The sequence below is a fragment of the Palaeococcus ferrophilus DSM 13482 genome, from assembly GCF_000966265.1.
Lineage (GTDB): Archaea > Methanobacteriota_B > Thermococci > Thermococcales > Thermococcaceae > Palaeococcus > Palaeococcus ferrophilus.
Genome location: NZ_LANF01000014.1, coordinates 37,925 through 58,470, shown reverse-complemented (window position 1 = coordinate 58,470; position 20,546 = coordinate 37,925). Strand labels below are relative to the sequence as shown.

Annotated in this window: 22 protein-coding genes and 1 tRNA gene; 11 read left to right on the top strand and 12 right to left on the bottom strand. The window is 55.5% G+C overall.

Features of this window, described 5'->3' with window-relative positions; all coding sequences use genetic code 11:
* Positions 1-117 precede the first annotated feature (117 nt).
* From PFER_RS08310 to PFER_RS08255, 12 genes are all read right to left on the bottom strand, one after another.
* Complete coding sequence (locus PFER_RS08310; RefSeq protein WP_048151082.1) at positions 118-783, bottom strand: DUF434 domain-containing protein; 666 nt, start codon at positions 781-783, stop codon at positions 118-120.
* A gap of 3 nt (positions 784-786) precedes the next feature.
* Positions 787-1,557, bottom strand: coding sequence for an HD domain-containing protein (locus PFER_RS08305; RefSeq protein ID WP_048151079.1), 771 nt, complete (start codon positions 1,555-1,557; stop codon positions 787-789).
* A 63-nt stretch (positions 1,558-1,620) separates the two neighbouring features.
* Positions 1,621-2,622: a DUF5305 family protein gene (locus PFER_RS08300; RefSeq protein ID WP_048151077.1), complete on the bottom strand. Its 1,002-nt coding sequence runs from the start codon at positions 2,620-2,622 to the stop codon at positions 1,621-1,623.
* 17 nt (positions 2,623-2,639) lie between these two features.
* Positions 2,640-3,857 (bottom strand): hypothetical protein, encoded by a 1,218-nt coding sequence (locus PFER_RS08295; RefSeq protein WP_211255082.1) that lies wholly within the window; start codon positions 3,855-3,857, stop codon positions 2,640-2,642.
* Positions 3,858-3,907: 50 nt separating this feature from the next.
* The gene (locus tag PFER_RS08290; RefSeq protein ID WP_048151074.1) at positions 3,908-4,978 is read right to left on the bottom strand and encodes a signal peptidase I; all 1,071 of its coding nucleotides are present in this window, start codon (positions 4,976-4,978) and stop codon (positions 3,908-3,910) included.
* A 70-nt stretch (positions 4,979-5,048) separates the two neighbouring features.
* Positions 5,049-5,582 (bottom strand): DUF1102 domain-containing protein, encoded by a 534-nt coding sequence (locus PFER_RS08285; RefSeq protein WP_048151072.1) that lies wholly within the window; start codon positions 5,580-5,582, stop codon positions 5,049-5,051.
* Positions 5,579-6,172 carry a DUF1102 domain-containing protein gene (locus tag PFER_RS08280; RefSeq protein ID WP_048151158.1) on the bottom strand — a complete coding sequence of 198 codons (594 nt, stop codon included), beginning with the start codon at positions 6,170-6,172 and terminating at the stop codon, positions 5,579-5,581. Before PFER_RS08280 ends, PFER_RS08285 begins: the two co-directional genes overlap by 4 nt.
* A 146-nt stretch (positions 6,173-6,318) precedes the next feature.
* The gene (locus PFER_RS08275) at positions 6,319-6,759 is read right to left on the bottom strand and encodes a DUF7344 domain-containing protein (protein ID WP_170218359.1); all 441 of its coding nucleotides are present in this window, start codon (positions 6,757-6,759) and stop codon (positions 6,319-6,321) included.
* Positions 6,756-6,962 (bottom strand): hypothetical protein, encoded by a 207-nt coding sequence (locus PFER_RS08270; RefSeq protein ID WP_245612513.1) that lies wholly within the window; start codon positions 6,960-6,962, stop codon positions 6,756-6,758. The genes PFER_RS08275 and PFER_RS08270 overlap by 4 nt, the downstream gene beginning before the upstream one ends.
* Before the next feature lie 554 nt (positions 6,963-7,516).
* Positions 7,517-7,592, bottom strand: a tRNA-Gln gene (locus tag PFER_RS08265).
* 106 nt (positions 7,593-7,698) lie between these two features.
* Positions 7,699-8,118, bottom strand: a complete 420-nt coding sequence (gene speD, locus PFER_RS08260; RefSeq protein WP_048151153.1) for an adenosylmethionine decarboxylase — start codon at positions 8,116-8,118, stop codon at positions 7,699-7,701.
* 190 nt (positions 8,119-8,308) lie between these two features.
* Positions 8,309-9,583: an NAD(P)-dependent malic enzyme gene (locus PFER_RS08255; protein WP_048151066.1), complete on the bottom strand. Its 1,275-nt coding sequence runs from the start codon at positions 9,581-9,583 to the stop codon at positions 8,309-8,311.
* Positions 9,584-9,655: 72 nt separating this feature from the next.
* Between PFER_RS08255 and PFER_RS08250 the strand changes: the two genes are divergently transcribed.
* The 11 genes from PFER_RS08250 to PFER_RS08200 all read left to right on the top strand — a co-directional run bounded on the left by PFER_RS08250 (position 9,656) and on the right by PFER_RS08200 (position 20,545).
* Entirely contained in the window at positions 9,656-10,552 is an 897-nt protein-coding gene (locus PFER_RS08250) for a protein translocase subunit SecF (RefSeq protein ID WP_281175719.1), read from the top strand.
* Positions 10,549-12,063 carry a preprotein translocase subunit SecD gene (locus tag PFER_RS08245; RefSeq protein WP_048151061.1) on the top strand — a complete coding sequence of 505 codons (1,515 nt, stop codon included), beginning with the start codon at positions 10,549-10,551 and terminating at the stop codon, positions 12,061-12,063. The genes PFER_RS08250 and PFER_RS08245 overlap by 4 nt, the downstream gene beginning before the upstream one ends.
* Before the next feature lie 4 nt (positions 12,064-12,067).
* Positions 12,068-12,751 carry a potassium channel family protein gene (locus PFER_RS08240; RefSeq protein ID WP_048151057.1) on the top strand — a complete coding sequence of 228 codons (684 nt, stop codon included), beginning with the start codon at positions 12,068-12,070 and terminating at the stop codon, positions 12,749-12,751.
* Between the two features lie 31 nt (positions 12,752-12,782).
* Complete coding sequence (locus tag PFER_RS08235; protein WP_048151054.1) at positions 12,783-13,781, top strand: pyridoxal-phosphate dependent enzyme; 999 nt, start codon at positions 12,783-12,785, stop codon at positions 13,779-13,781.
* A gap of 126 nt (positions 13,782-13,907) precedes the next feature.
* Positions 13,908-14,219 (top strand): V-type ATP synthase subunit H, encoded by a 312-nt coding sequence (locus tag PFER_RS08230; RefSeq protein ID WP_048151051.1) that lies wholly within the window; start codon positions 13,908-13,910, stop codon positions 14,217-14,219.
* A 1-nt stretch (position 14,220) separates the two neighbouring features.
* A complete protein-coding gene (locus tag PFER_RS08225) occupies positions 14,221-16,221 on the top strand; it encodes a V-type ATP synthase subunit I (RefSeq protein WP_048151049.1) in 2,001 nt (666 codons plus the stop codon).
* 3 nt (positions 16,222-16,224) lie between these two features.
* On the top strand, positions 16,225-16,710 hold the full coding sequence (locus PFER_RS08220; protein ID WP_048151047.1) for an ATP synthase subunit K: 486 nt from the start codon (positions 16,225-16,227) through the stop codon (positions 16,708-16,710).
* A 36-nt stretch (positions 16,711-16,746) separates the two neighbouring features.
* Complete coding sequence (locus PFER_RS08215) at positions 16,747-17,358, top strand: V-type ATP synthase subunit E (RefSeq protein WP_048151044.1); 612 nt, start codon at positions 16,747-16,749, stop codon at positions 17,356-17,358.
* A gap of 5 nt (positions 17,359-17,363) precedes the next feature.
* A complete protein-coding gene (locus PFER_RS08210; RefSeq protein WP_048151042.1) occupies positions 17,364-18,476 on the top strand; it encodes a V-type ATP synthase subunit C in 1,113 nt (370 codons plus the stop codon).
* Positions 18,473-18,781: a V-type ATP synthase subunit F gene (locus PFER_RS08205; protein ID WP_048151040.1), complete on the top strand. Its 309-nt coding sequence runs from the start codon at positions 18,473-18,475 to the stop codon at positions 18,779-18,781. The genes PFER_RS08210 and PFER_RS08205 overlap by 4 nt, the downstream gene beginning before the upstream one ends.
* Before the next feature lie 6 nt (positions 18,782-18,787).
* Complete coding sequence (locus PFER_RS08200; RefSeq protein WP_048151037.1) at positions 18,788-20,545, top strand: ATP synthase subunit A; 1,758 nt, start codon at positions 18,788-18,790, stop codon at positions 20,543-20,545.
* Position 20,546 lies beyond the last annotated feature (1 nt).

The window sequence follows — 20,546 nt, the reverse complement described above, 5'->3', positions numbered from 1 at the left end:
CCGCCGAAAAGAAAAGCGGGCCAGATGCAACCATATACTTAAAATTACGGCAAGAGAGTATAAATAGGTTTCCAAAACTTCAGGAAAGATTACAGCATTCAAAAAATTATCTAAATGCTAAAACCGCAGTGGTTCCGGGTTCTCAAGGAGCTTAAGAAAAGGGATTGCCCTGAGACCGAGCTTCTCTCCGGCGAGCGAGGGTATGTCCACAACGTAGGGAACCCTCTCTATTATCCCAACGTCGGAAGTAGCGACCACGTCAAAGGTCTTCAGCTCGTGGTCGGGGGCCCTGGAGAGTCTGACCTCTCCCGGAATGCTCCTCTCCTCAAGGGCCTTCCTCGTGAGCTTGGCCACCTCCCCGCTTTTGCTCACGGGGGAATCGTAGATGACGACCGCTCCCCTCACCCCCGCACCCTCCAAAAACGTGGCGAGGGTGCCGATGACCTTCAGGGTCAGGGGGCCAAGCCTATAGCCGCGCTGGAGCTTTAAGTCCCTCACAAGGCCGTCCTCGCACAGGATGGCCCTCCCCTCAAACAGGGACTCGAGGGTTATGAGGACGTTGAAGCCGTCAATCCCTATTAGGCGCCCCCTGAGCGCCCTCTCCGGCAGGAGTTTAAGGGAAACCGCTCTAATCCAGGAATCGGAAAATACACACCTCGCCAGCAGGTGGCGCTCCTCCCTCCCGAGCGTGTAGTGGTTGGCAACGAACTCGAGGGCGTTCTTCTTGCGGTAGCCCCTGTTGAGGAAGTACTTGAGGTCTCTGTAAGCATCACCCAGGGACATCCCCTAAACCACCTTCTCGAGGACCTCCTCCCCCGTCTGTATCCTCAGCTTCACCCTACCGCTCAGGAGGGAGCTCTTGACCTTCTTGGTGAGTATCTCGTCCACTTGAAAGATTCCTGCCGGGTGCTTCATGGTTATCTCTATCAGTATGGGCTGCTCCTCGTCGCCCTCCTTTATCTCTACCCGTTCTATGGCGAGGGCGGAAACCGCGTGGATGTCCACCTTGTCCTTCTTGTGGACGAGCCTGCTCCTCCCGGCCTCCATGTCGCAGCCGTCCGCTATGGTCACGAGAGAGCCCTCTATGGTCGTGCACGGGACTGCTTCATCGTGGGTGTAGATGGCGTTCAGCGTGAGCGCCTTGAGAAGTAGGGAATCGTCCTCTGCGAAGGCCTTAACGAGCTCCTCCACTATGGGCTCGGCCAGGAAAACGCTGAACTGGTAGTGGGGGCTTCTGTGTATCATGTTCCCTACGTCGTGGAAGAGGGCCCCAAAGGCAACGATAAACCTGCTCCACTCGAAGGGCTTGCCGAGCTTTTCAGCGGTAGTCTCGATGCCGAACTTCTTGATGATCCCGAGGAGCTCAAGGGCGCGCCTCGTGGTGAGGAGGACGTGTATAGGGCCGTGGTCGTTGAAGCCGTAAACGTTCAGCACTATGTAGTTCGTCGTGTCAAAGTAAGGTTTGTACTTGAAGTAAGCATCCTCGTAGAGGGCGTAGAGCTCGTCGTTGTCCATCAACTGTTGTATCTCGGCCAGAAGGCCTTCCTCCGTGTACATGCTTTCACCCCCATATAGAAACGACGTTGAGGATTTAAAGGTTTTTAAAGGAAGAAAAAAGGGTCAGTTCTCCCTGTACTCGTAGGCCACTCCATCCTCCACGATGACGTAAACGTCGCCATCGTCCCTGTAATGGATTATCGGCCTGTCCAGGAGCTCAAAGGTCTTTCTGAGGTCTTCAAACGACTTCAGGTGCACCTTCTTGTCCACAAACGGCGGTGCCCCCTCCACGGTGTAAGCCTCAAGCCCCGTGTGCCTCTCGCGTGAGGCCGTTATGGTGTACACTCCCCCGAGCAGGGGCGTGAGGAGTATGAAGCTTAGTATCGGGAACAGTATTTTCGCGGTGGCGGTCTTCACGTTGACCCCGAGCACGCTCATCGTGGTTGGCCTTACGCTCGTCTCGGTTACGCTTCCACCCTTGCTCTTCTCCGTGTTGGTGAAGTAGTAGAGGTTAGCCGATACATCCTTGGCAAGGGACATGTCCTGTGAAAAGCTCTCCTCGACCGTGTTGCCCGCGATGATTCCTATGACATTGACCCTGACGCTGTAGGTAACGTCCCTCACAATCCTGCGCATGTCAAGCTGCTCCGATATGGCCTCCGTTTCGTTGGTGAGCTTCAGCATGTCGAGGGTAAAGTCCTTCGAAAAGCCCCCTTTCTCAAGTTCGCCGCTCTCGTAGAGCAGTGGCTCTTCCCAGAGAATGACCTTCTCCTTACCCTTCGTCACGTAGTACGTCACCTTCCCGCTTATGGTGTAGTTCCCTCTGACGACGTCGCCGGGTGTGAAGCGATAGCGGTAGTTCAGAACGAACCCCTCAACGAGGGGCGCGGGGTAGTATTGCCTCGATAGCGTAGGGCCGTAGAGGGTGTTGTTGCCCAGAAGGGCGGTGTGAGTCAGCGTTCCCACCGACGAGTAGCCCGCAGTCTTTACGGTTGTTTGAAGTGTATCCCGGGCCCCAAGGGCCTTCAGGGAGTAAAAGGAGGTAAAGATCAGGAGTACGATGAGTACCCCCACAACCTCTTTTCTCGAAAGGAGTTTCACAATATTTTCCATCCTAATGCTCATAATTCATTTCCTCCAGATTATCTGCTCTCAAACACGTGAACCTTTAGGGAGCTTCCGCTGTTGCCGCAGCCGCCCACCTTGGGGGTTCCCGCCAGAATGAAGTTGCCCTTCTTTCCTATGCCGTCCGTGTGCTCGTTTATCTCAAGCGTGGCAACCTCCCCGTTTGCAAGGTAGAGGTTCCAGACAATCCTTGTATTTCCGTTGTTGAGGACCACCACTGCAACCGTTCCCTTGGACGGCGTATAAGCGGTCACGTTGAAGTGTTCCCCTATGTCCTGGGTTATGCTGATCGCCCGTCCCGCGCCGTTGTTGATGGCGGTGAGCCTCGTGGTGTAGTCCATGGGAGTGTTGAGGGGCAACGATAGGGACGGCGGATCTACTAGGGTGTTATTGACCTCTATCTCACACTCACCGCAAACAGACTCCACCTCAAGCGAGTTGCTCACGATGTCCGTACCCACAACCCTCGCGCCGTCGTTGAGGGGATAGATGCCGCAGTCCGTGAACTCCTGGTTGCCCCCGCCGTTTATCCTTGTCGCTATCGTGACGTTCACGTGTGCCGTCTCGCCGGCCTCGAGGTGGACGCTCCAGAGGAGCTCGTGCGAGTAGCCGTGGGGCGTTAGGGTGTGGGTGCCCTTGCTCGGGGTCACGTCGAGGACGTCGAACTCCCCAGGTATGGTGTCCTTAACCACGAAGTCGTCCTCCTCCCCCGGATTCGTGAGCACTATCTGGAAGGTCCACTCCTGATAGGTGTGGCTCAAGACCGTGGTGTTGCCGGATAGTAGAACCTTACGGAGGGGTGGGTCCTTGACTATCACGCGGATCGGGCACGTCTCAACAACGGCATCCCCCCCGTCCCAGCGTGCGTAGAGTGTCACGGGAATGTAGTACTCGCCCTGCGGAACGGGATCAACGGTTACCAGGCCCGAGAAGCTGTACTCCGTACCGAATGGCACAGCCACCTCAGTCCCATCCTCGCTCTCCACCCACACGTCCAGGCCCGGTGGGAGGCCACTGTAGTCGGGGCTCAACCATATCCACACGTTCCCCCCGCTGAGGAGCATGTTGGTGATGTTGAGAGCGCTAAAAGCGGTGCTCGAGTCAGGGGGAACCTCCACAGTTGCAGCGTAACCTTCCCTGCATGTGAAAGAAAGATACTCGTCATCGTGGGACACCACATCCACCCTTATGGGCCTCTCCGCGGAATAGCCCCTAAAGTTTCCACTGGAGCCCACCACCACAAGGGACCCTATACTCAAAATAAGCAGAATTGCCAGTAATTTCTTCATAAGCCAACAGCCTCCCGGAGTTTGTTAAGTAGCCCTGATTTTCTGCGCCTGTACCGTATTACATCCTCGTTCCCAAGGCCCGATACCGAGTACAGGAACACCAAGAACGCCCCCGTCTCCAAGATATACGCGACGAAGGGAAGGTAGGGGTTCCTATTGTAGAGGTAGGCTATGACACCCTCGGGAAGGATTGGAAGGTATGCGTAGACCTTTATCGTCTCCCTGTAAATCCTCGTGTCCTCTGGGACGTGAACCTTTACCCCAATCCTCTCCTCAGTGTTGCCGGACAACCGGAAATGAGTGTCCGTCGTCACCTCAAAACGCTCCCCCTGGGGAACTATAAAGTAAACGAACGGGTATACAGCGGCATTTTTCAGCGTTATCTCGTCCTCAAAGACGCTTCCCGGAAGGTACCATCCTTCCCTCTGTCCGCCTGCCAGCGTGGAAGAGTACGTGAAGGTTACGTCCCCCCACGACAGCATCATTGAAATCAGTAACAGTGCGATCATGAGGGCACCCGTGGCGGCGTAGAGTGTCTTGAACTTGACCCTGAAGAATAGCTTCCTGCGGTGCCTTGACCTGTGCTTCTTCCCACTCTCGTCCGACGTGATGACAAGGGCCCCCATTATGAGCAGGGCTATGGCGGCGTACAGGGCACTCCCCCTCTGGGAGAACTCGCTTATGTATCCCCCAACGCCCGGAACCTTTATGGGCCGGTCTGCTATAGTGAGCACCGTTCCGGCGACGTCATTCCTCTTTATCGGAGGCGCCCGCCCCTCCTGCTGATCCGTGGCCACGTTAGCGTCGCCCTTGGTTATGTAGCCATCCTCCCCCTCGGCGTATATCCTGTGAACCGTCCATGAGCCCGCCATCTTAAAGACGGCTATATCGCCGGGCGAGCCCTTTGAGAGGGGGTTTATGAAAAACATGTCCCCCCGATTCAGCGTGGGCTCCATGCTGTCAGAGGTAACGTAAGAAACTAGGATTGGCCTGTCAAAAAAGAATCCTATCAATGACACAACGAGAAAAGAGAGCACGATGAGTGTGAAAACGTCACTTAGCTTCATTTTGGTACGCATCCTTCAATATCAATAAACGGGGCAAAGGCCCCTAAAACGAAATCATCTCCCTAAACCTTCAGTCCTGGGGGCACTCGCCAGCTTCTGCGTGGATGCTCATCTGGAAGTTGTGCATCCCCATGTCCATGCCGGTACTGTCAAAGACCATACCGATCTTGACGGGATCGCCGTGGTAGACCGTAAACTGGAGTGTGCTCGCGGTGGTTCCGTTCCACTCACCAACGAAAAGCTCTGCCTGAGGTGGTGCCAGTATGCTGACACATATCGGGTAGTCAGTCTCGTTGTTCTCCCAGAGGTCGTTGCTTACCTCAAACATCTCCTCGAAGACGTAGGTGGTGTTCGGGCTAAGGCCTATGCCCCATCCGCGGCTCTGGTTGTAGTTCGGGTTGGTGTCGTCAATCTTGATGGTGAGCTTACCGTTGCTCAAGTATGCGTAGGGCTGAAGTGGTGTCAGGTCTATGAACTCGCTGTCATCTGCGACGATGGCAACGGTTATGTCCCTGTCAGCCTCGTAGTACCTGAAGTTAGCTCCTGCGCCAACTGCAAGGACCATGCCGACCATAAGTAGTGCAAGTCCCATTAGCTTGTTCATATTAACATCCCCTGTCCGCAGTCCGCCAATTCAGCAGGCTCAGTGCCCAACCTGTAGGCTTCGATGTGCATGCTCTCCTCCCAAACGTCACCAGGGCTGTCGCCGTTGGCGCTCAGGTCAATGCCGATCTTAACCGCATCGCCAGGGTCGACAACAAAGCACACGTCGTCCCTTGCGCTGTCCGAGGCGGTTGCCTCTTCTCCGTCGTACACCGAGTAAACTCCGCCCTCGTGTCCATAGAACTCCACGTGGGTGTTGCTCGAGGTGATCCTAACGACTATCGGGAACTCCTCCCAGAGGTCGTTGCTTACCTCAAAGACCTCGTCGAAGTTGTACTCGCTGGCCGGGCTTATACCCATGCCGTAGCCCTCTCCCGGATAGTTCGGGTTGTTTACCGAGAAGTCAACTACGAGAACTCCTCCATCGTTTATGTAAGCGTAGGGCTGGAGGGGGGTTAGGTCGATGAGCTCATTGTCATCGGCGACGATGTTCCAATGTACACTTCTGCTGGCGTTGTAGTCGCTGAAGTTAGCGCCGACGCCGAGCACAAGGCCCGCGGCCACTAGAAGGCCAAAAATACCAAGTGCCATTTTTTTCACGATTTTTTCCTCCCTTGAAATTCAGGGTGTCTCACAAAAACTTTCCCAATTAAGGGAGGCTTCCATGAGGCACTCGGACTAGGGTTGCCCCTCATGATATATAGACAATTCCAGCTTACTCGGGTGGTAACCATTCATTACTCCCCCACCACAACCTTGTAGTTCCTTCTACGGTTCACAATGCCAACGATCAGGTAAACAACGGAAGCTCCAAGCAGGGGCATGTTATCTATGACCAGTGCGGCCACGGCAAATATCAGGGACATACCTATGTAGAAGCTGCTCCAGCTGATGTCGTTCTTCTTGACCATTTCCATGTAAACGGTAACGTTCTCGGGTACCTTAACGAGGGTAACAACACCGGAATGGTAGGAGATTATGCCCTCCCTCTCCATCTTGGGTATGTGCGTCTGAATAAGGCTCACGTATATGCTCTTCCTGTGCTTCCGATCCGTGTTTCCTTCCTTCTCGGCGATGAACTCCACGGCATCCCGGAGCTCGGCCTTCCCCTCCTTACTCTGGAGGTACTCTATTAGGAGCATGCGCCTCTCATTGCCCAGGATGGTTGTACTCTTCAAATTTTCACCAGCCGGTAATGTCTGCGATTGTTGAAGTTTAAAGTGAACGTCACCTCTCCGTTTTTCACCATCTCCCTGAGAACCCTCTCCACCTTCTGACGGGAGACCTCAATCCCGCGCTCGTTCAGGAGACGGGTGATGAAGGAGACTGGAAGTTCGTCGTTCTCGCTGAGAATTTTCCGTATCTCATATGCTATCCCCACAATAAACACCCCCTTCGTGATGTGGCGTGATTAGAAGACAAATTATCTCATATCGAAAGAACTTGTCGTGTAATAAACTACAGCATCATACTATAAAAGGGTTCGCATAGAGTTCGATTTTCGAGTTTGAGGAACATTAAAGCAGAATTTTGAACCCGGGCTTAGATATCGGGACATAACTGTTCAAAGGCAATCTGAACGTGTTTCCCAATACGGGGTTAGGGAATAGGTTTTGAAATACATGGATATTTTCCAACGCATCCCAAAACAGGCCACACCAACAGGCCATACCCCCATAAACTGAGAGAAGTTATACCCAAAAAAAACGGCCTTGGCATAATATACTCCATAGAGTAATAAGAACCCCGTGGTATCCATAAGGTTTCAAAATCGTTTTTAGAAAAAGCGGGCGGGCATTAACAAGAGAATGCCAAAAAATTTCCCGGGGAAGGCAGGAGAACGTTTTGATTATTTCACTTCAACAAATAATGTACGGAATGGTTGGAGGGTATTCAAAAGTGTGACTTTTAAAGGAATTCCCGGCGGGAATGTTGTGGTAGCCCCGCGGGGATTCGAACCCCGGTCCCCGGATCCAAAGTCCGGGATGATTGACCACTACACCACGGGGCTGCCCCTTCGTTAGGTAATGGGAGAAACTTATAAGCTTTGCTTTGAGGTGTGGAAAAGAAAAGGGCTGCCTGCGGCCCGAGGGATACGGCACCGGAGAGTGAGCTCTTCAATCCTCGTTCTTCCGGTTCATGGCCTCTTCCCAGGTGAGTATCATGTGGGTGAAGGTTCCCTCGTCCTCCTCCGCTATACCGCGCTTTATCTCGGAGACGTGGGCGTACTTGGCCCTGAACTGCTCGAGGATGTAATCAACGGCCTTCTCCGGGTTGGCCTTCTCACCGCAGGTGTAGACGTCGAGAGCTGCATAGCCCTTCTCGGGCCAAGTGTGGACTGAGATGTGGCTTTCCGCCACGATAACGACGCCGCTCACACCCGTGGGTGAGAACTTGAAGAAGTAGCTCGACTTCACCTCCATGTTGCTCACTTCGGCCGCTTTAAGGAATATCTCCCTTATCTTTCCTGCGTCTCCCAGAATCTCCGCGTCGCACCCAGCGGCCTCGACCACGTAGTGAAACCCTATCGTGTCTATCATCGTGACCACCTCCTGTGACCTAAGTTAAAGGCTCGGAAGTAAGCTTTTAAATTTATCGTTTTTGGGAGTTGGTCGGAGATAACATGAAATGAACATCAGCTTTCGGCCCAGAACAATAACTCCCCAATAATAACCGATTATTTCAAAATCGGCCAGTTAATCACGAAAAAAAAGCAAAGAACTCCGTTCAAAACGAGGCTCTCTGAGAGTTTATGGGAGCGATGTAGAGGGTGTAAAAAGCCCGCAGCTTCCTCGTATGCTCTTCAACCCATTCGCCGCTCACTTTTCTCCGCGCCAGGCCCTCCTTCAAAGCCGCTTCCGCGACGGCCCTGGCCTCCCTCGGGTAGACATCGGGGTGGAGCGGCGAGGGGATTATACGCTCCTCCGAAGGCTCCTCCACGGTTGATGCTATAGCCTCCGCGGCGGCGAGCTTCATGGACGGGCTTATGCGCGTGGCTTTAACGTCCAGGGCCCCCCTGAATATCCCCGGGAAGCCGAGAACGTTGTTTATCTGGTTGGGGTAATCGCTCCTCCCCGTGGCGACGACCCTTGCACCTGCCCTCTTGGCCCTCCCGGGGAGTATCTCTGGCTCCGGGTTGGCGAGGGCAAAGACTATCGCGTCATCCGCCATCGAGCGAACCATGTCCTCGCTCACCAGCCCACCGACACTAACCCCTATGAAAACGTCTGCCCCGGCCATCGCCTCCTCTATGCCTCCCTCAACGTCGTGGACGTTGAACTCCGCAATCTCGCGTTTGTAGGGGTTGAGATCGCCCCTGGAGCGGTTGATAATCCCCCTCCTGTCCGTCATCACGATTTCCCTCACGCCAACGTCGTGGAGGAGTCTCGCTATGGCTATGCCCGCAGCGCCGGCACCGCTTACGGCCACCTTGATATCCCCAAAGCGCTTCCCCACGAGCTTAAGAGCGTTTATGAGGCCAGCAAGGACCACAACGGCAGTTCCATGCTGGTCATCGTGAAAGACGGGTATATCGAGCGCATCCTGGAGTCTCTCCTCAATCTCGAAGCACCGGGGAGCGCTTATGTCCTCGAGGTTTATGCCACCGAAGGAGGGGGCTATGCGCTCCACAGTCCCGACGATAGTGTTAACGTCCCTGGAGTCAACGAGTATGGGAAAGGCATCAACCCCCGCGAGGGCCTTGAAGAGGACGCACTTGCCCTCCATCACGGGCAGGGCGGCCCTGACCCCTATGTCCCCAAGGCCGAGGACGGCGCTCCCGTCCGTGACAACCGCGACCGTGTTGTTTACGGCCGTGTACTCCCCATAGTCCTCACCCCCCATTATCGCCCTGCAGGCCTCCGCAACGCCCGGGGTGTAGGCGAGGGTGAGGTGCTCCCTGGTTGTGAGCTCCACTTTGGGTATCACTTCTATCTTCCCGTTTCCGGGGAAGTTGTCCCTGTGATAGGAAAGCGCGCGCCTTTTAAGTTCATCAGAGGACACGGAAGTTCACCTGCGCAATCTTTTTATCACCCAAGATTTTAAATAGTTGCCAGCAACACCTTGACCAGAAAGATAAAAAGGTTTATCCCCAAAGGACAACCACATCGAGGTGGAAGTATGAGACGCGAATTCCTGAATAAACTGGCCCGGATGGAACACAAACAGATGATAATCTACCCTCTCGCGGTCTTTGTTTTGGCTTTAATCGTTCTCGCGGTAAAGCCCCCCGGACTTGGAATAGAGCTTCAGGGGGGTGTAGTCGTCACGGCCCAGGGGGTAAACGACAACCCCGATGCAATAGCGAACTACATACACGACCAGACTGGTTATGACGTTAGGGTTGAGCGCTTTACGAGCCTTGGGGGAAGCGGCGTGAACGTCTACGCCCCGGCAGGAAGTTCAGCCGCTGAAATAATCAAGGCACTGCAGGAGAAGTACCCCGAGGCGAGCTACGCCCAGAGCGAGGTTCAGCCGAGCTTTGGGGCGATGGCCCAGAGGCAGAGCATAAAGGCCATAGGTTACGCCTTCCTTGGAATGGCCGTCGTGGTGTTCCTCTTCTTCAGGATATTCGTGCCCTCGATAACGGTCATATTCTCCGCCCTCTCGGACATGGTGATAGCCCTGGCCCTCATGAGCGTCACCGGAATAGACCTGAGCCTCGCCACAATCGCGGCCCTCCTCATGCTCATAGGTTACTCAGTTGACAGCAACATCCTCCTAACCACGAAGCTCCTCAGGAGAAAGGAGAACACCGTTGACGAGGCGTATCTCTCCGCCGTCTCCACGGGCTTTACAATGAGCACCACGACCCTCGGTGCCCTCTTCTCACTCTGGCTCGTCTCCACCGCCCAGGTTGTGGATGAGATAGCCGCGGTGCTCATCTTCGGTCTCCTGGCGGATTTCATGAACACGTGGGTTCTCAACGCCGGAGTTCTGAAGTGGTACCTTAAAAGGAGGGGAGAGGAATGAAGTGGTCTAAAATACTCTTCAACTGGCGCGTCATGCTCCTCATAATATTCCTCATCGGCTCTTTCACCACAATACTCTCGCAGGGGCTCACCTTCGGTCTCGACATAAGCGGTGGAACCGCCATAACGGTAAGGCTTGACAAACCCGTTGACCAGGACACCATGGAGAAGGTTGTCACCTCGCTCGAGAACAGGATCAACCGCCTCGGTGTGGCCGATGTCAAGGTCGAGCCCTGGGGCAACGAGTACATAATAGTCAAAATCGCCAACACCAGCGCCGAAACGGTTGAGAGCATAAAACAAACCATAGAGAAGCAGGGCGTCTTCTACGCGGCCTTCAACGGCGAGGTGTTCGCCACGGGACAGGACATTGTGCAGGTCTTCGCCTTCAGGGTGGAGCAGAGCGGAAGATGGAACGTCCCCTTCCAGCTCTCCCAGAGTGCCGCCGAGAAGTTCGCCCAGCTCGCCCTTGGAAAGCCCAACTACCCCGTGGACATGTTCCTTGACCCACCGGTTAACTCCCTCTTAGTGGTGAGCCCGAGCGTTCACGACTCAATGCTCAACGACTTCAACACCGCCGCTCCGGATGCCCTCCCCCTCCCGGAGCGCGTGAAGAAGGCCTTCAACATTGACACCCTCGTCTACACCAACCAGAGCGCCGAGGAGATAGCCAAAGCGGCCGAAGGGAAGGAGCTCGTGGTGCTCGTTGGGGTTGACGGAGACCTTGAAAAGGCGCTCAAGGAGAAGGGGCTCAACGTCAGGGTCGTCGAGAGGAAGGAGGGCGAGACGGATAGGGAGCTTGTGGCGAGAACCCTCGGCCTCTACGGCCCGTACAGTGTCAGCGAGAGCCTCACCACCGGCCAGGCCTCAACCAACGTCGAGATAACGGGTTCCTCACCCAACGTTTTCCTCGCCCAGCAGGAGGCCAGCGTCATAGCGGTCGTTCTCGCGAGCGGTTCACTTCCGGTAAAGGTTCACGTTGAGGGCGTTCAGTTCATATCGGCCGAACTCGGTGAGAACTTCAAGAGGCAGGTTCTCCTCGCTGGCTTGATAGCCCTCCTCGTCGTCGGTGGAGTGGTTTACGTACACTACAGGCGCTTCAGGATAGCCATACCCGTTCTCTCGACGAGCCTCAGCGAGGTCATAATAATCCTCGGTATAGCCGCGCTCATCAAATGGAACCTCGACCTCCCGAGTATCGCGGGTATCATAGCGGCGATAGGTACGGGCGTTGACCAGCAGATAGTCATAACGGACGAGCTCCTCGGAGGGACGAGGGAAGGAAGGATAACCAAGAGGAGCGGCGTCATGAAGAGGATGGGAAGGGCCTTCTTCGTCATCATGGCCTCGGCAACGACCACGGTGGTGGCGATGAGCTTCCTCTTCAAGTTCTTCGTTGGGGGACTGAGGGGCTTCGCCTTCACCACGATACTCGGCGTCCTGATAGGAATCCTCATCACGAGGCCGGCCTACGCCGAAATCGCCAAGGTACTCATAGGGGGGAAGAGGTGAGTAGATGTTCGTGGTGATCATGGGGGCGGGGAGGGTTGGCTTCCTCGTCTCCAAAATGCTGGAGAACGATGGACATGATGTGACGCTCATCGAGAGGAACAGGGAGATAGCCAACGAACTGGCCAACGAGATAAACGGTCTCGTGATAAACGGGGACGCAACGGACCAGAGCGTGCTTGAGGAAGCCAACATAAGGCAGGCGGACGCCTTCGCAGCGCTCACAGGGGAGGACGACGCCAACATACTCGCGTGCATACTCGCCAAGAACATCAACCCCGATATAATCACCATACTCAGGGTCAGCAACATCCAGAACAAGAGGGTCTTCGAAAAGGTGGAGGATCTGAAAAAGTACTTCGACTACATCGTCTCGCCCGAGGAGATGGCGGCGAACTTCATAGTGAGAACCATAACCACCCCCGGCTTCAACAGGGTGATGATACCCAAGGAAGGAGCAGAAATCGTCGAGTTCAAGATAGACGAAGGCAGCGATGTCTCGGAGAAGCTAATAAAAGACCTCAAGCTCCCGAAGGACTCGCTCATCGTGGCGGTCTACGACGACAAGGGCAACCTTGTGATACCCTCCGGTGACACGAAGCTCCCGCAGAAGGGCCAGGTAATAATCTTCGGAAAGGACAACGCCCTCGAGGAGATAAAGAAGCTCTTCGAAAAGAAGAAGGAAGAGTAACCTTTTAACCTCTTTTCTCATATTCATTATTATGCTTAAGTGCACGCGCTGTGGAAAAACGTACCGCGAGTTCCGCACGGTCTGCGACTGCGGGGGAACCCTCGAGGTGGTAAACCGCTTTGAGGGACCCTTTGAGGCGCTCGTTGGACGGGAACCAGATATAAGGAGATATCGGGCTTTTCTACCCGTTAAGCATCTCCCCGACCTTCCCGTCCCTGTTACTCCGCTCGTGGGTCCATTCAAACTCGAGTACGTCACGCCAACGGGCTCCTTCAAGGACAGGGGGAGCTTCGTTACCGTTGGAAAGCTCAGGGAGGATGGCTTTAGGGAGGTCTACCTGGACTCCTCGGGCAACGCCGCCATAAGCATGGGGGCATTCGGGAGCAGGGAAGGCCTGAAAGTCCACGTTTTCATTCCCTCAGGAACCAGCGAGGGGAAGAAGGCGGTGCTCAGGGCACTGGGCGTTGATGTTCACGAGGTGGACGGGGACAGGATGGAGACCCACAGGGTGGCGAGGGAGCACGAGCCATACGTTTCCCACTGGTACAATCCCTATTTTCTAGAGGGGACGAAGACAGCGGCGTTTGAACTCTACGAGCAGCTCGGAAAGGTGGAACAGGTGTTCGTGCCCACGGGGAGCGGGAGCCTATTCCTCGGCCTCTACAAGGGCTTCAGGGAGTTGAGGGGAATGGGGGCCATCGAGGAACTCCCCAGGCTCGTGGCCGTTCAGGCCGAGGGGTTCGAGAGCCTCTGCGAGAGGAGCGAGAGGGTTAACAGACTGGGGGAAGGCATAGCCATACCTGAACCGCCGAGAAAGGAGGAAATGGTGAGGGTCCTAAGGGAAACTAACGGTTTCTGCGTCTCCGTCGGGGAGGAGGAAACGCGGAAGGCACTCAAGGAACTGTACTCAATGGGGCTCATAGTGGAACCGACCTCCGCCCTGGCCTACGCCGCCTACCTGAGGGAGGGAGAGCGCGGAAGGGTAGTCGTTATGCTAACGGGCTCTGGGCTCAAGTCGTCATTTCCATGAAAACTTCGAAAGGTATTTGAAATGAGCTTCACCTTTCCGAAGCTTTTTTAAAGGGCATAAAATATTTAAACTCGTTGGAGCAGCCAGAAATGGTGTGCATTTTCACCCTCACAGGAGATGATGTTCATGGAGGACGTAATTAAGCAGATCGTCGAGGCCGAGAAGGAAGCAGAGAGGAGGATCGAGGAGGCCAAAGGAAAAGCAAAGCTCATCGTCCAGGAAGCCAGGGAAGAGGCAAAGAAAATCGAGAGGGACATCGTGGAGGAAGCGCAGAAGAAGGCCGAGGTCATGATCGAGGAGAAGAAACGCGAGGGGGAGGAAGAGGCCAAGGCTCTTCTCGCCCAGGGTGAGAAGGAGATTGATGAACTAAAGGTCAAGGCCATTGAGAACTTTGAGGTCGCGCTTAACGAGGCCCTAAAGGTCGTAAGAGGGATCTGACATGTTCAGGCCCAACGAGATGCTTAAACTCGAGGTAATAACCTTAAACCGCTATAAGGACTCCCTCCTCACGTATCTCCACGAAACCGGAGTTGTGGAGCTCAGAGAGGTGAGCGTGGAGGTTGCCCAGAAGGACACCCCAAACGAGTTCTACAGGAAGGCCGCTTCCTACAGCATAGGGCTCTCGCGCCTCGTCGAGTTCCTCGGTTCCTTCAAGGAGGAGAGCGGCGGGGGAATCAAGGGGTTCATATTCCCCGAGGAGCCCAGGAAGGAGAACTACAGGTACAGGGGCATAGAGGCCATCATAAAGGACGTGGAGGCGTTTCTCGAGGAGGCCGAGCCGGAGATAAAGAGCCTCGAAGGAAGGATAAACGCCGTCAGCACCGAGATAGACAGAATAAAAACCGAGATAAACATCCTTGAACTTCTCGCGGAGCTCAACATTGATGTCTCCTACCTCCGGGGGACGGATTTCCTTGAGATAGTTGCCGGAACCGTCGAGAAGGACAAGTACGGACCCATGATTGACGAGATAACCAGAGCGCTCGAGGGTAAGGTCGCCTACGTGAGCAGGGAAACCAAGGGGGCCTACCTGGTTGTGATAGCCACCCTCAGGAGGGACTTCGACAGGATAAACCCGATTCTCGCCAAGTACTCCTTCTCGAGGCTCGAGGTGCCCGAGGGTAAGGGAACCCCCAGAGAGCTCATCCGCGAGCTCGAGGGAAGACTCGGGGAGAAGGAGAGGGAACTCGACGAACTCAGGAAGGAGGGTAAAGAACTCGCCAGGAAATACTACGACAGGCTCGCATTCTACCAGGAGATCACGGAGAACGAGAGGGAGAAGGCCAACGCCCTCGGGATGCTCGCGAGAACCAACATGACCTTCGCCCTCAGGGGCTGGGCGCCCAAGGAGGAGGTGTCAGCCATAGTTGAGGGCATAAAAAAGCTCACGGACGGAAAGGCCTACATCAAGACCAGCGAGCCCGACGTCGAGAAAGAGCTTGACGAGATCCCCATAAAGCTCAAGAACCCAGGATGGGCCAGGCCCTTCGAGATGCTCACGGAGATGTTCGGCGTTCCCAAGTACAACGAGTTCGACCCAACGCCCATACTGGCATTCACCTATTCGTTCTTCTTCGGCTTCATGCTCACGGACTTCATGTACGGACTGCTGATGGGAATTGTGGCGTTCCTCCTCGTCAAGGGACACAGCCGCTTCAACGACGGAACCTACAAGTTCGCCAGGGTAATGCTCTGGAGCGCCGTCTTTACAATGCTCATGGGAATAGTCTTCGGGAGCTACTTCGGTGATGCGCTCATAAAGGTAGGAAACGCCCTCGGATTCAGCGTGCCCTACGCCATAGACGCCATGCGCGGGGCCCTCACAGTGCTCATCATGGCGCTCGCAATAGGTCTCGCCCACCTCTTCGTGGGCTACACCATGGGCTTCATCAACAGACTGAAGAACGGCGATACGATGGGAGCCCTAACGGAGCAGCTCTCCTGGATGCTCATAATCCTGGGAGTTACGCTCCTCGCACTCAGTACAGTGAACGCACCGCTTAAGAGCGCGGGGATGGGGCTATTCGCCATAGGTTTCCTCCTCTTCGTGGTGGCGGAGCTCAGGAGCGACCTGCCCGTGCTCATGAAGCTGCTCATGACGATATCGGACTTCTTCGGCTTCGTGGGCAACTGGCTGAGCTACGCCCGTCTCATGGCCCTCGCGCTCGCGACCTCTGGAATAGCCATGGTCATCAACATACTCGTGGGAATGATATGGGGCGTCAAGCTCGGGCCCGTGCCCCTCGGAATCCTCATAGGGCTCGTGCTCTTCGTGGGCGGTCACATATTCTCGACCGCCATAAACGCCCTCGGAGCCTTCGTTCACGCTTTACGTTTGCACTACGTTGAATTTTTCAGCACCTTCTACTCCGGAGAGGGTAGGAGGTTTGAGCCCTTCAGGGCTAAAAGAAAGGTTTCAAAACTAGAGTTGGAGGTGTGAAAAATGGACCCGATAGTTTACGTTGCACTTGGTGCGGCACTCGCCGCCGGCATAGCAGGAGCCGCCTCATCATTCGGTGTCGGTGTCGCGGGTGCGGCAGCGGCAGGAGCTGTTGCAGAGGACGAAAAGAACTTCAGGAACGCCCTCATCCTCGAGGGTCTTCCAATGACACAGAGTATCTACGGTCTGATTACGCTCTTCCTCATACTCCTCGTCTCGGGGATACTTGGAGGAGGCTTTAAGTTCGCGGAAGCCACCAGCGAAAACCTGATTAAGAGCGCCATACTCCTGGGAGCGGGTCTCACCGTCGGCCTCACCGGTCTCTCCGCCATCCCGCAGGGTATCATCGCGAGCGCCGGCATAGGTGCCGTCAGCAAGAACCCCAAGACCTTCACCCAGGGAATCATCTTCGCCGCTATGGCCGAGACCATGGCCATCTTCGGTCTCGTCGGTGCCCTCATCATGATCGTTACGGGAGTCGGCTTCTGAGGCCGCTCCCAAAACACAATTTTGGGAGGAAAGGCAATGGAAGGGGCAAAGCTCATCATCGAGGAGATCAACAGGGAAGCGGAGCAGAAGATCAAATACCTCCTCGACGAGGCCCAGAAGCAGGCTGAGGAGATAAGGCACGAGGCCGAGGCGAGGGGAAAGGCCAAGGCCGAGTGGATACTCAGGAAAGCCGAGACCCAGGCGGAGATTGAAAAGCAGCGCATAGTCGCGAGCGCAAGGCTCGAAGCAAGGAAGAAAAAGCTTGAGACTCAAGAGGAGCTCATAAATGAGGTCTTCCAGGGCCTCAAGGACAGGCTTGCTTCCCTCCCGGATGAGGAGTACCTTGACACCGTAAAGGCCCTCCTCCTCGAGTCGCTGAGGGAACTCGAGGCGGATTCCGTTGTCCTGCACTCAAACGAGAGAACGCTCACGCTCATAAAGGAGAAGAGCAGGAGCATCAAGGCTTACATCACCAGGAACCTCGGCCGGAAGGTTGAGATAGAGCTTGGGGAGCCCATCCACACCATGGGGGGCATCCTCGTCGAGAGCGCCGACGGCAGGGTCAGGGTTGATAACACCTTCGAGGCCAGAATTGAGAGGCTTGAGAGCGAACTGAGGGCAAGGATAGCCAAAGCCCTCTTCGGGTGATGAAAGTGGAAGTCGGAACGATAACAGCAATCCTCGATACAACCCTCGCCGTGATATTCACATGGGTGGGCTACAAGACCAGCGCGCTCATCTACAAGTACACGCCCTACTCCTACCCGAACGCAAGGATAAGGGCCATGGAGGCGAGGCTCTTCACAGAGCACCGCTTTGGAGAGCTGGCGGAGAGCAAGAACCTCGAGAACTTCGTGGTAAACCTTGAGGACAGCGACTACAAGGCCTACCTGGCCAACCTCGGGGAACTCAACGCCGAGACCATAGAGCGAGCCCTTGATGTGGCCCTCGCGGATACCTACTCCCTCATGCTCAAAATCATGCCCAAGCGCGTTAACGCCTTCTTCGGCCTTCTCCTCGAGGGATGGGACGTCAGGAACATAACCAGCGTCGTCAAGGCCAAGATGATGGGGGAGGTTGCCAGGGACTACGTGGTCGAGCTGGGAACCATGGTCGAGAAGGTCAAGGCGATGGCGGAGGCAAAAACGCTCGAGGAGATACTCGTGATACTCGAGGGGACGGAGTACGAAGGGCCCTACCAGAAGCTGCTGCTCAAGGAGATAAGCCTCGAAGAGTTTGAAACCGAGCTTTACAGGCTGTACTACACCAAGCTCCTGGACTACGCCACCTCAAAGAAAGGGGAAGAGAGGGTTATCTTGGAAGAGTTCGTTAGGCTCAGCATTGACAGGCTCAACGTCCTCACCATCCTCAGGGGCAAGGCCAAGGGACTGAGCGCCGAGAAGATAAGGCCTTCAGTAATAGAGGGCGGAACGCTGAAGGGCAGGGCACTCGAGACGCTTATGAACGTTGAAGACCTCAGCATGGCGCTTGCGGAGCTCGACTCGACGAAGTACGGCCCGCTTCTCAGGGAGAACAGGGAGGCCCTCGAAACCGGCGACCTCGGGGCTCTCGAGAAGGCCTTCGACAGGTTCATCATGGAGAGGATGAACGAGCTCACGCGCTTCTACCCGCTGAGCGTTGCGGTAGCCCTCAACTACATCCTGCTCAAGGAGAGGGAAATCAGGAAGCTCAAGGCCATAGCAAAGCTCCTCGAAGACGGCATAAGGGCGGAGAAGATAAAGGAGATAGTGGGTGAGATGGCATGAAGATCGTCCTGATGGGGGATAGGGACACTGCCCTTGGCTTCAAGCTCGCCGGCGTCCACGAGGTTTACGCCTTCGAGGAAACAGCACTCGAAACCGACAGGGCAAGGAACAAGCTGAAGGAGCTTATAGAGCGCGAAGACGTCGGGATAATCCTCATAACCGAGAGACTGGCCGATAGGATCGGCCTTCCGGAGGTAACCTTCCCAATCATCCTTCAAATACCCGATAAGTTTGGCTCCCTCTTCGGTGAGGAGCAGATTAAGGAGATCGTTAGAAGGGCAATAGGTGTCGAGATAAAGAGGTGAAGAAAGATGGGAAAGATAATTCGTGTTACCGGGCCCCTTGTGGTTGCTGATGAGATGAGAGGCGCCAGGATGTACGAGGTCGTTAAGGTGGGTGAACTCGGACTCATCGGAGAAATCATCCGCCTCGATGGAGACAAGGCCATCATCCAGGTTTACGAGGAAACGTCTGGCATAAGGCCGGGCGAGCCGGTTGAAGGGACCGGGGCTTCGCTGAGCGTTGAACTCGGTCCCGGACTGCTCACGGCAATGTACGATGGAATTCAGAGGCCGCTCAACGTTCTCAGGGAGCAGAGCGGGGACTTCATAGCGAGGGGTCTTACCGCCCCGGCCCTCCCGAGGGACAAGAAGTGGCACTTCACGCCCAAAGTTAAGGTCGGCGACAAGGTCGTTGGTGGAGACGTTCTCGGTGTGGTTCCCGAGACAAGCATCATCGAGCACAAAATCCTCGTGCCCCCGTGGGTCGAGGGTGAGGTAGTCGAGATAGCTGAGGAAGGGGACTACACCATCGAGGAGGTCATTGCAAAGATCAAGAAGCCCGACGGAACCATCGAGGAGCTCAAGATGTACCACCGCTGGCCCGTCCGTGTCAAGAGGCCCTACAAGAACAAGCTCCCGCCGGAGGTCCCGCTCATCACCGGACAGAGAGCCATAGACACCTTCTTCAGCCAGGCCAAGGGTGGAACCGCGGCCATTCCGGGCCCCTTCGGTTCAGGAAAGACCGTCACCCAGCACCAGCTCGCCAAGTGGAGTGACGCACAGGTGGTCGTTTACATCGGCTGCGGTGAGCGCGGTAACGAGATGACCGACGTTCTTGAGGAGTTCCCGAAGCTGAAAGATCCAAAAACCGGGAAGCCGCTCATGGAGAGGACGGTTCTCATAGCAAACACCTCAAACATGCCGGTTGCAGCACGTGAGGCGTCCATCTACACAGGAATCACCATAGCGGAGTACTTCAGGGACATGGGCTACGACGTGGCTTTGATGGCCGATTCAACCTCGAGGTGGGCGGAGGCCCTGCGTGAGATATCCGGCCGTCTCGAGGAGATGCCCGGTGAGGAAGGTTATCCCGCGTACCTCGCCTCGAAGATAGCGGAGTTCTACGAGAGAGCCGGCAGGGTCATCACCCTCGGAAGCGAGGATAGGGTAGGAAGTGTCTCGGTCATAGGAGCCGTTTCACCGCCCGGCGGTGACTTCAGCGAGCCGGTTGTGCAGAACACCCTCCGTGTCGTCAAGGTATTCTGGGCGCTGGACGCTGACCTCGCGAGGAGGAGGCACTTCCCTGCCATCAACTGGCTCACCAGCTACTCACTCTACGTTGACTCAATCCAGGGATGGTGGGAGAAGAACGTTGACCCCGAGTGGAGGATCATGAGGGACAGGGCAATGGCGCTCCTCCAGAAGGAGGCCGAGCTCCAGGAGATAGTCAGAATCGTCGGTCCCGACGCTCTCCCCGAGAGGGAGAGGGCCACGCTCCTCGTGGCGAGGATGGTCAGGGAGGACTACCTCCAGCAGGATGCCTTCGACGAGGTTGACACCTACTGCTCACCCAGGAAGCAGGTCACCATGATGCGCGTCATCCTCAACTTCTACGACAAGACGATGAAGGCCGTTGACATGGGCGTCCCGGTCGAGGAGATAGCCAAGCTCCCGGTCAGGGAAGAGATAGGCCGTATGAAGTACATCGCGAAGGTTGAGGACGTTGAGGCCCTCATAGGGAAGACTGACGAGCAGTTTGAAGAGCTCTTTAAGAAGTACGGGGCGTGAG

Bases quoted from the DNA above. Each gene is read 5' to 3' on its own strand.
- PFER_RS08285 (WP_048151072.1), bottom strand. From the start codon at position 5,582: ATGAACAAGCTAATGGGACTTGCACTACTTATGGTCGGCATGGTCCTT.
- PFER_RS08215 (WP_048151044.1), top strand. From the start codon at position 16,747: ATGGAAGGGGCAAAGCTCATCATCGAGGAGATCAACAGGGAAGCGGAG.
- PFER_RS08280 (WP_048151158.1), bottom strand. From the start codon at position 6,172: ATGGCACTTGGTATTTTTGGCCTTCTAGTGGCCGCGGGCCTTGTGCTC.
- PFER_RS08205 (WP_048151040.1), top strand. From the start codon at position 18,473: ATGAAGATCGTCCTGATGGGGGATAGGGACACTGCCCTTGGCTTCAAG.
- PFER_RS08200 (WP_048151037.1), top strand. From the start codon at position 18,788: ATGGGAAAGATAATTCGTGTTACCGGGCCCCTTGTGGTTGCTGATGAG.
- PFER_RS08235 (WP_048151054.1), top strand. From the start codon at position 12,783: ATGCTTAAGTGCACGCGCTGTGGAAAAACGTACCGCGAGTTCCGCACG.
- PFER_RS08225 (WP_048151049.1), top strand. From the start codon at position 14,221: ATGTTCAGGCCCAACGAGATGCTTAAACTCGAGGTAATAACCTTAAAC.
- PFER_RS08300 (WP_048151077.1), bottom strand. From the start codon at position 2,622: ATGAGCATTAGGATGGAAAATATTGTGAAACTCCTTTCGAGAAAAGAG.
- PFER_RS08220 (WP_048151047.1), top strand. From the start codon at position 16,225: ATGGACCCGATAGTTTACGTTGCACTTGGTGCGGCACTCGCCGCCGGC.
- PFER_RS08230 (WP_048151051.1), top strand. From the start codon at position 13,908: ATGGAGGACGTAATTAAGCAGATCGTCGAGGCCGAGAAGGAAGCAGAG.
- PFER_RS08240 (WP_048151057.1), top strand. From the start codon at position 12,068: ATGTTCGTGGTGATCATGGGGGCGGGGAGGGTTGGCTTCCTCGTCTCC.
- PFER_RS08305 (WP_048151079.1), bottom strand. From the start codon at position 1,557: ATGTACACGGAGGAAGGCCTTCTGGCCGAGATACAACAGTTGATGGAC.
- PFER_RS08245 (WP_048151061.1), top strand. From the start codon at position 10,549: ATGAAGTGGTCTAAAATACTCTTCAACTGGCGCGTCATGCTCCTCATA.
- PFER_RS08290 (WP_048151074.1), bottom strand. From the start codon at position 4,978: ATGAAGCTAAGTGACGTTTTCACACTCATCGTGCTCTCTTTTCTCGTT.
- PFER_RS08310 (WP_048151082.1), bottom strand. From the start codon at position 783: ATGTCCCTGGGTGATGCTTACAGAGACCTCAAGTACTTCCTCAACAGG.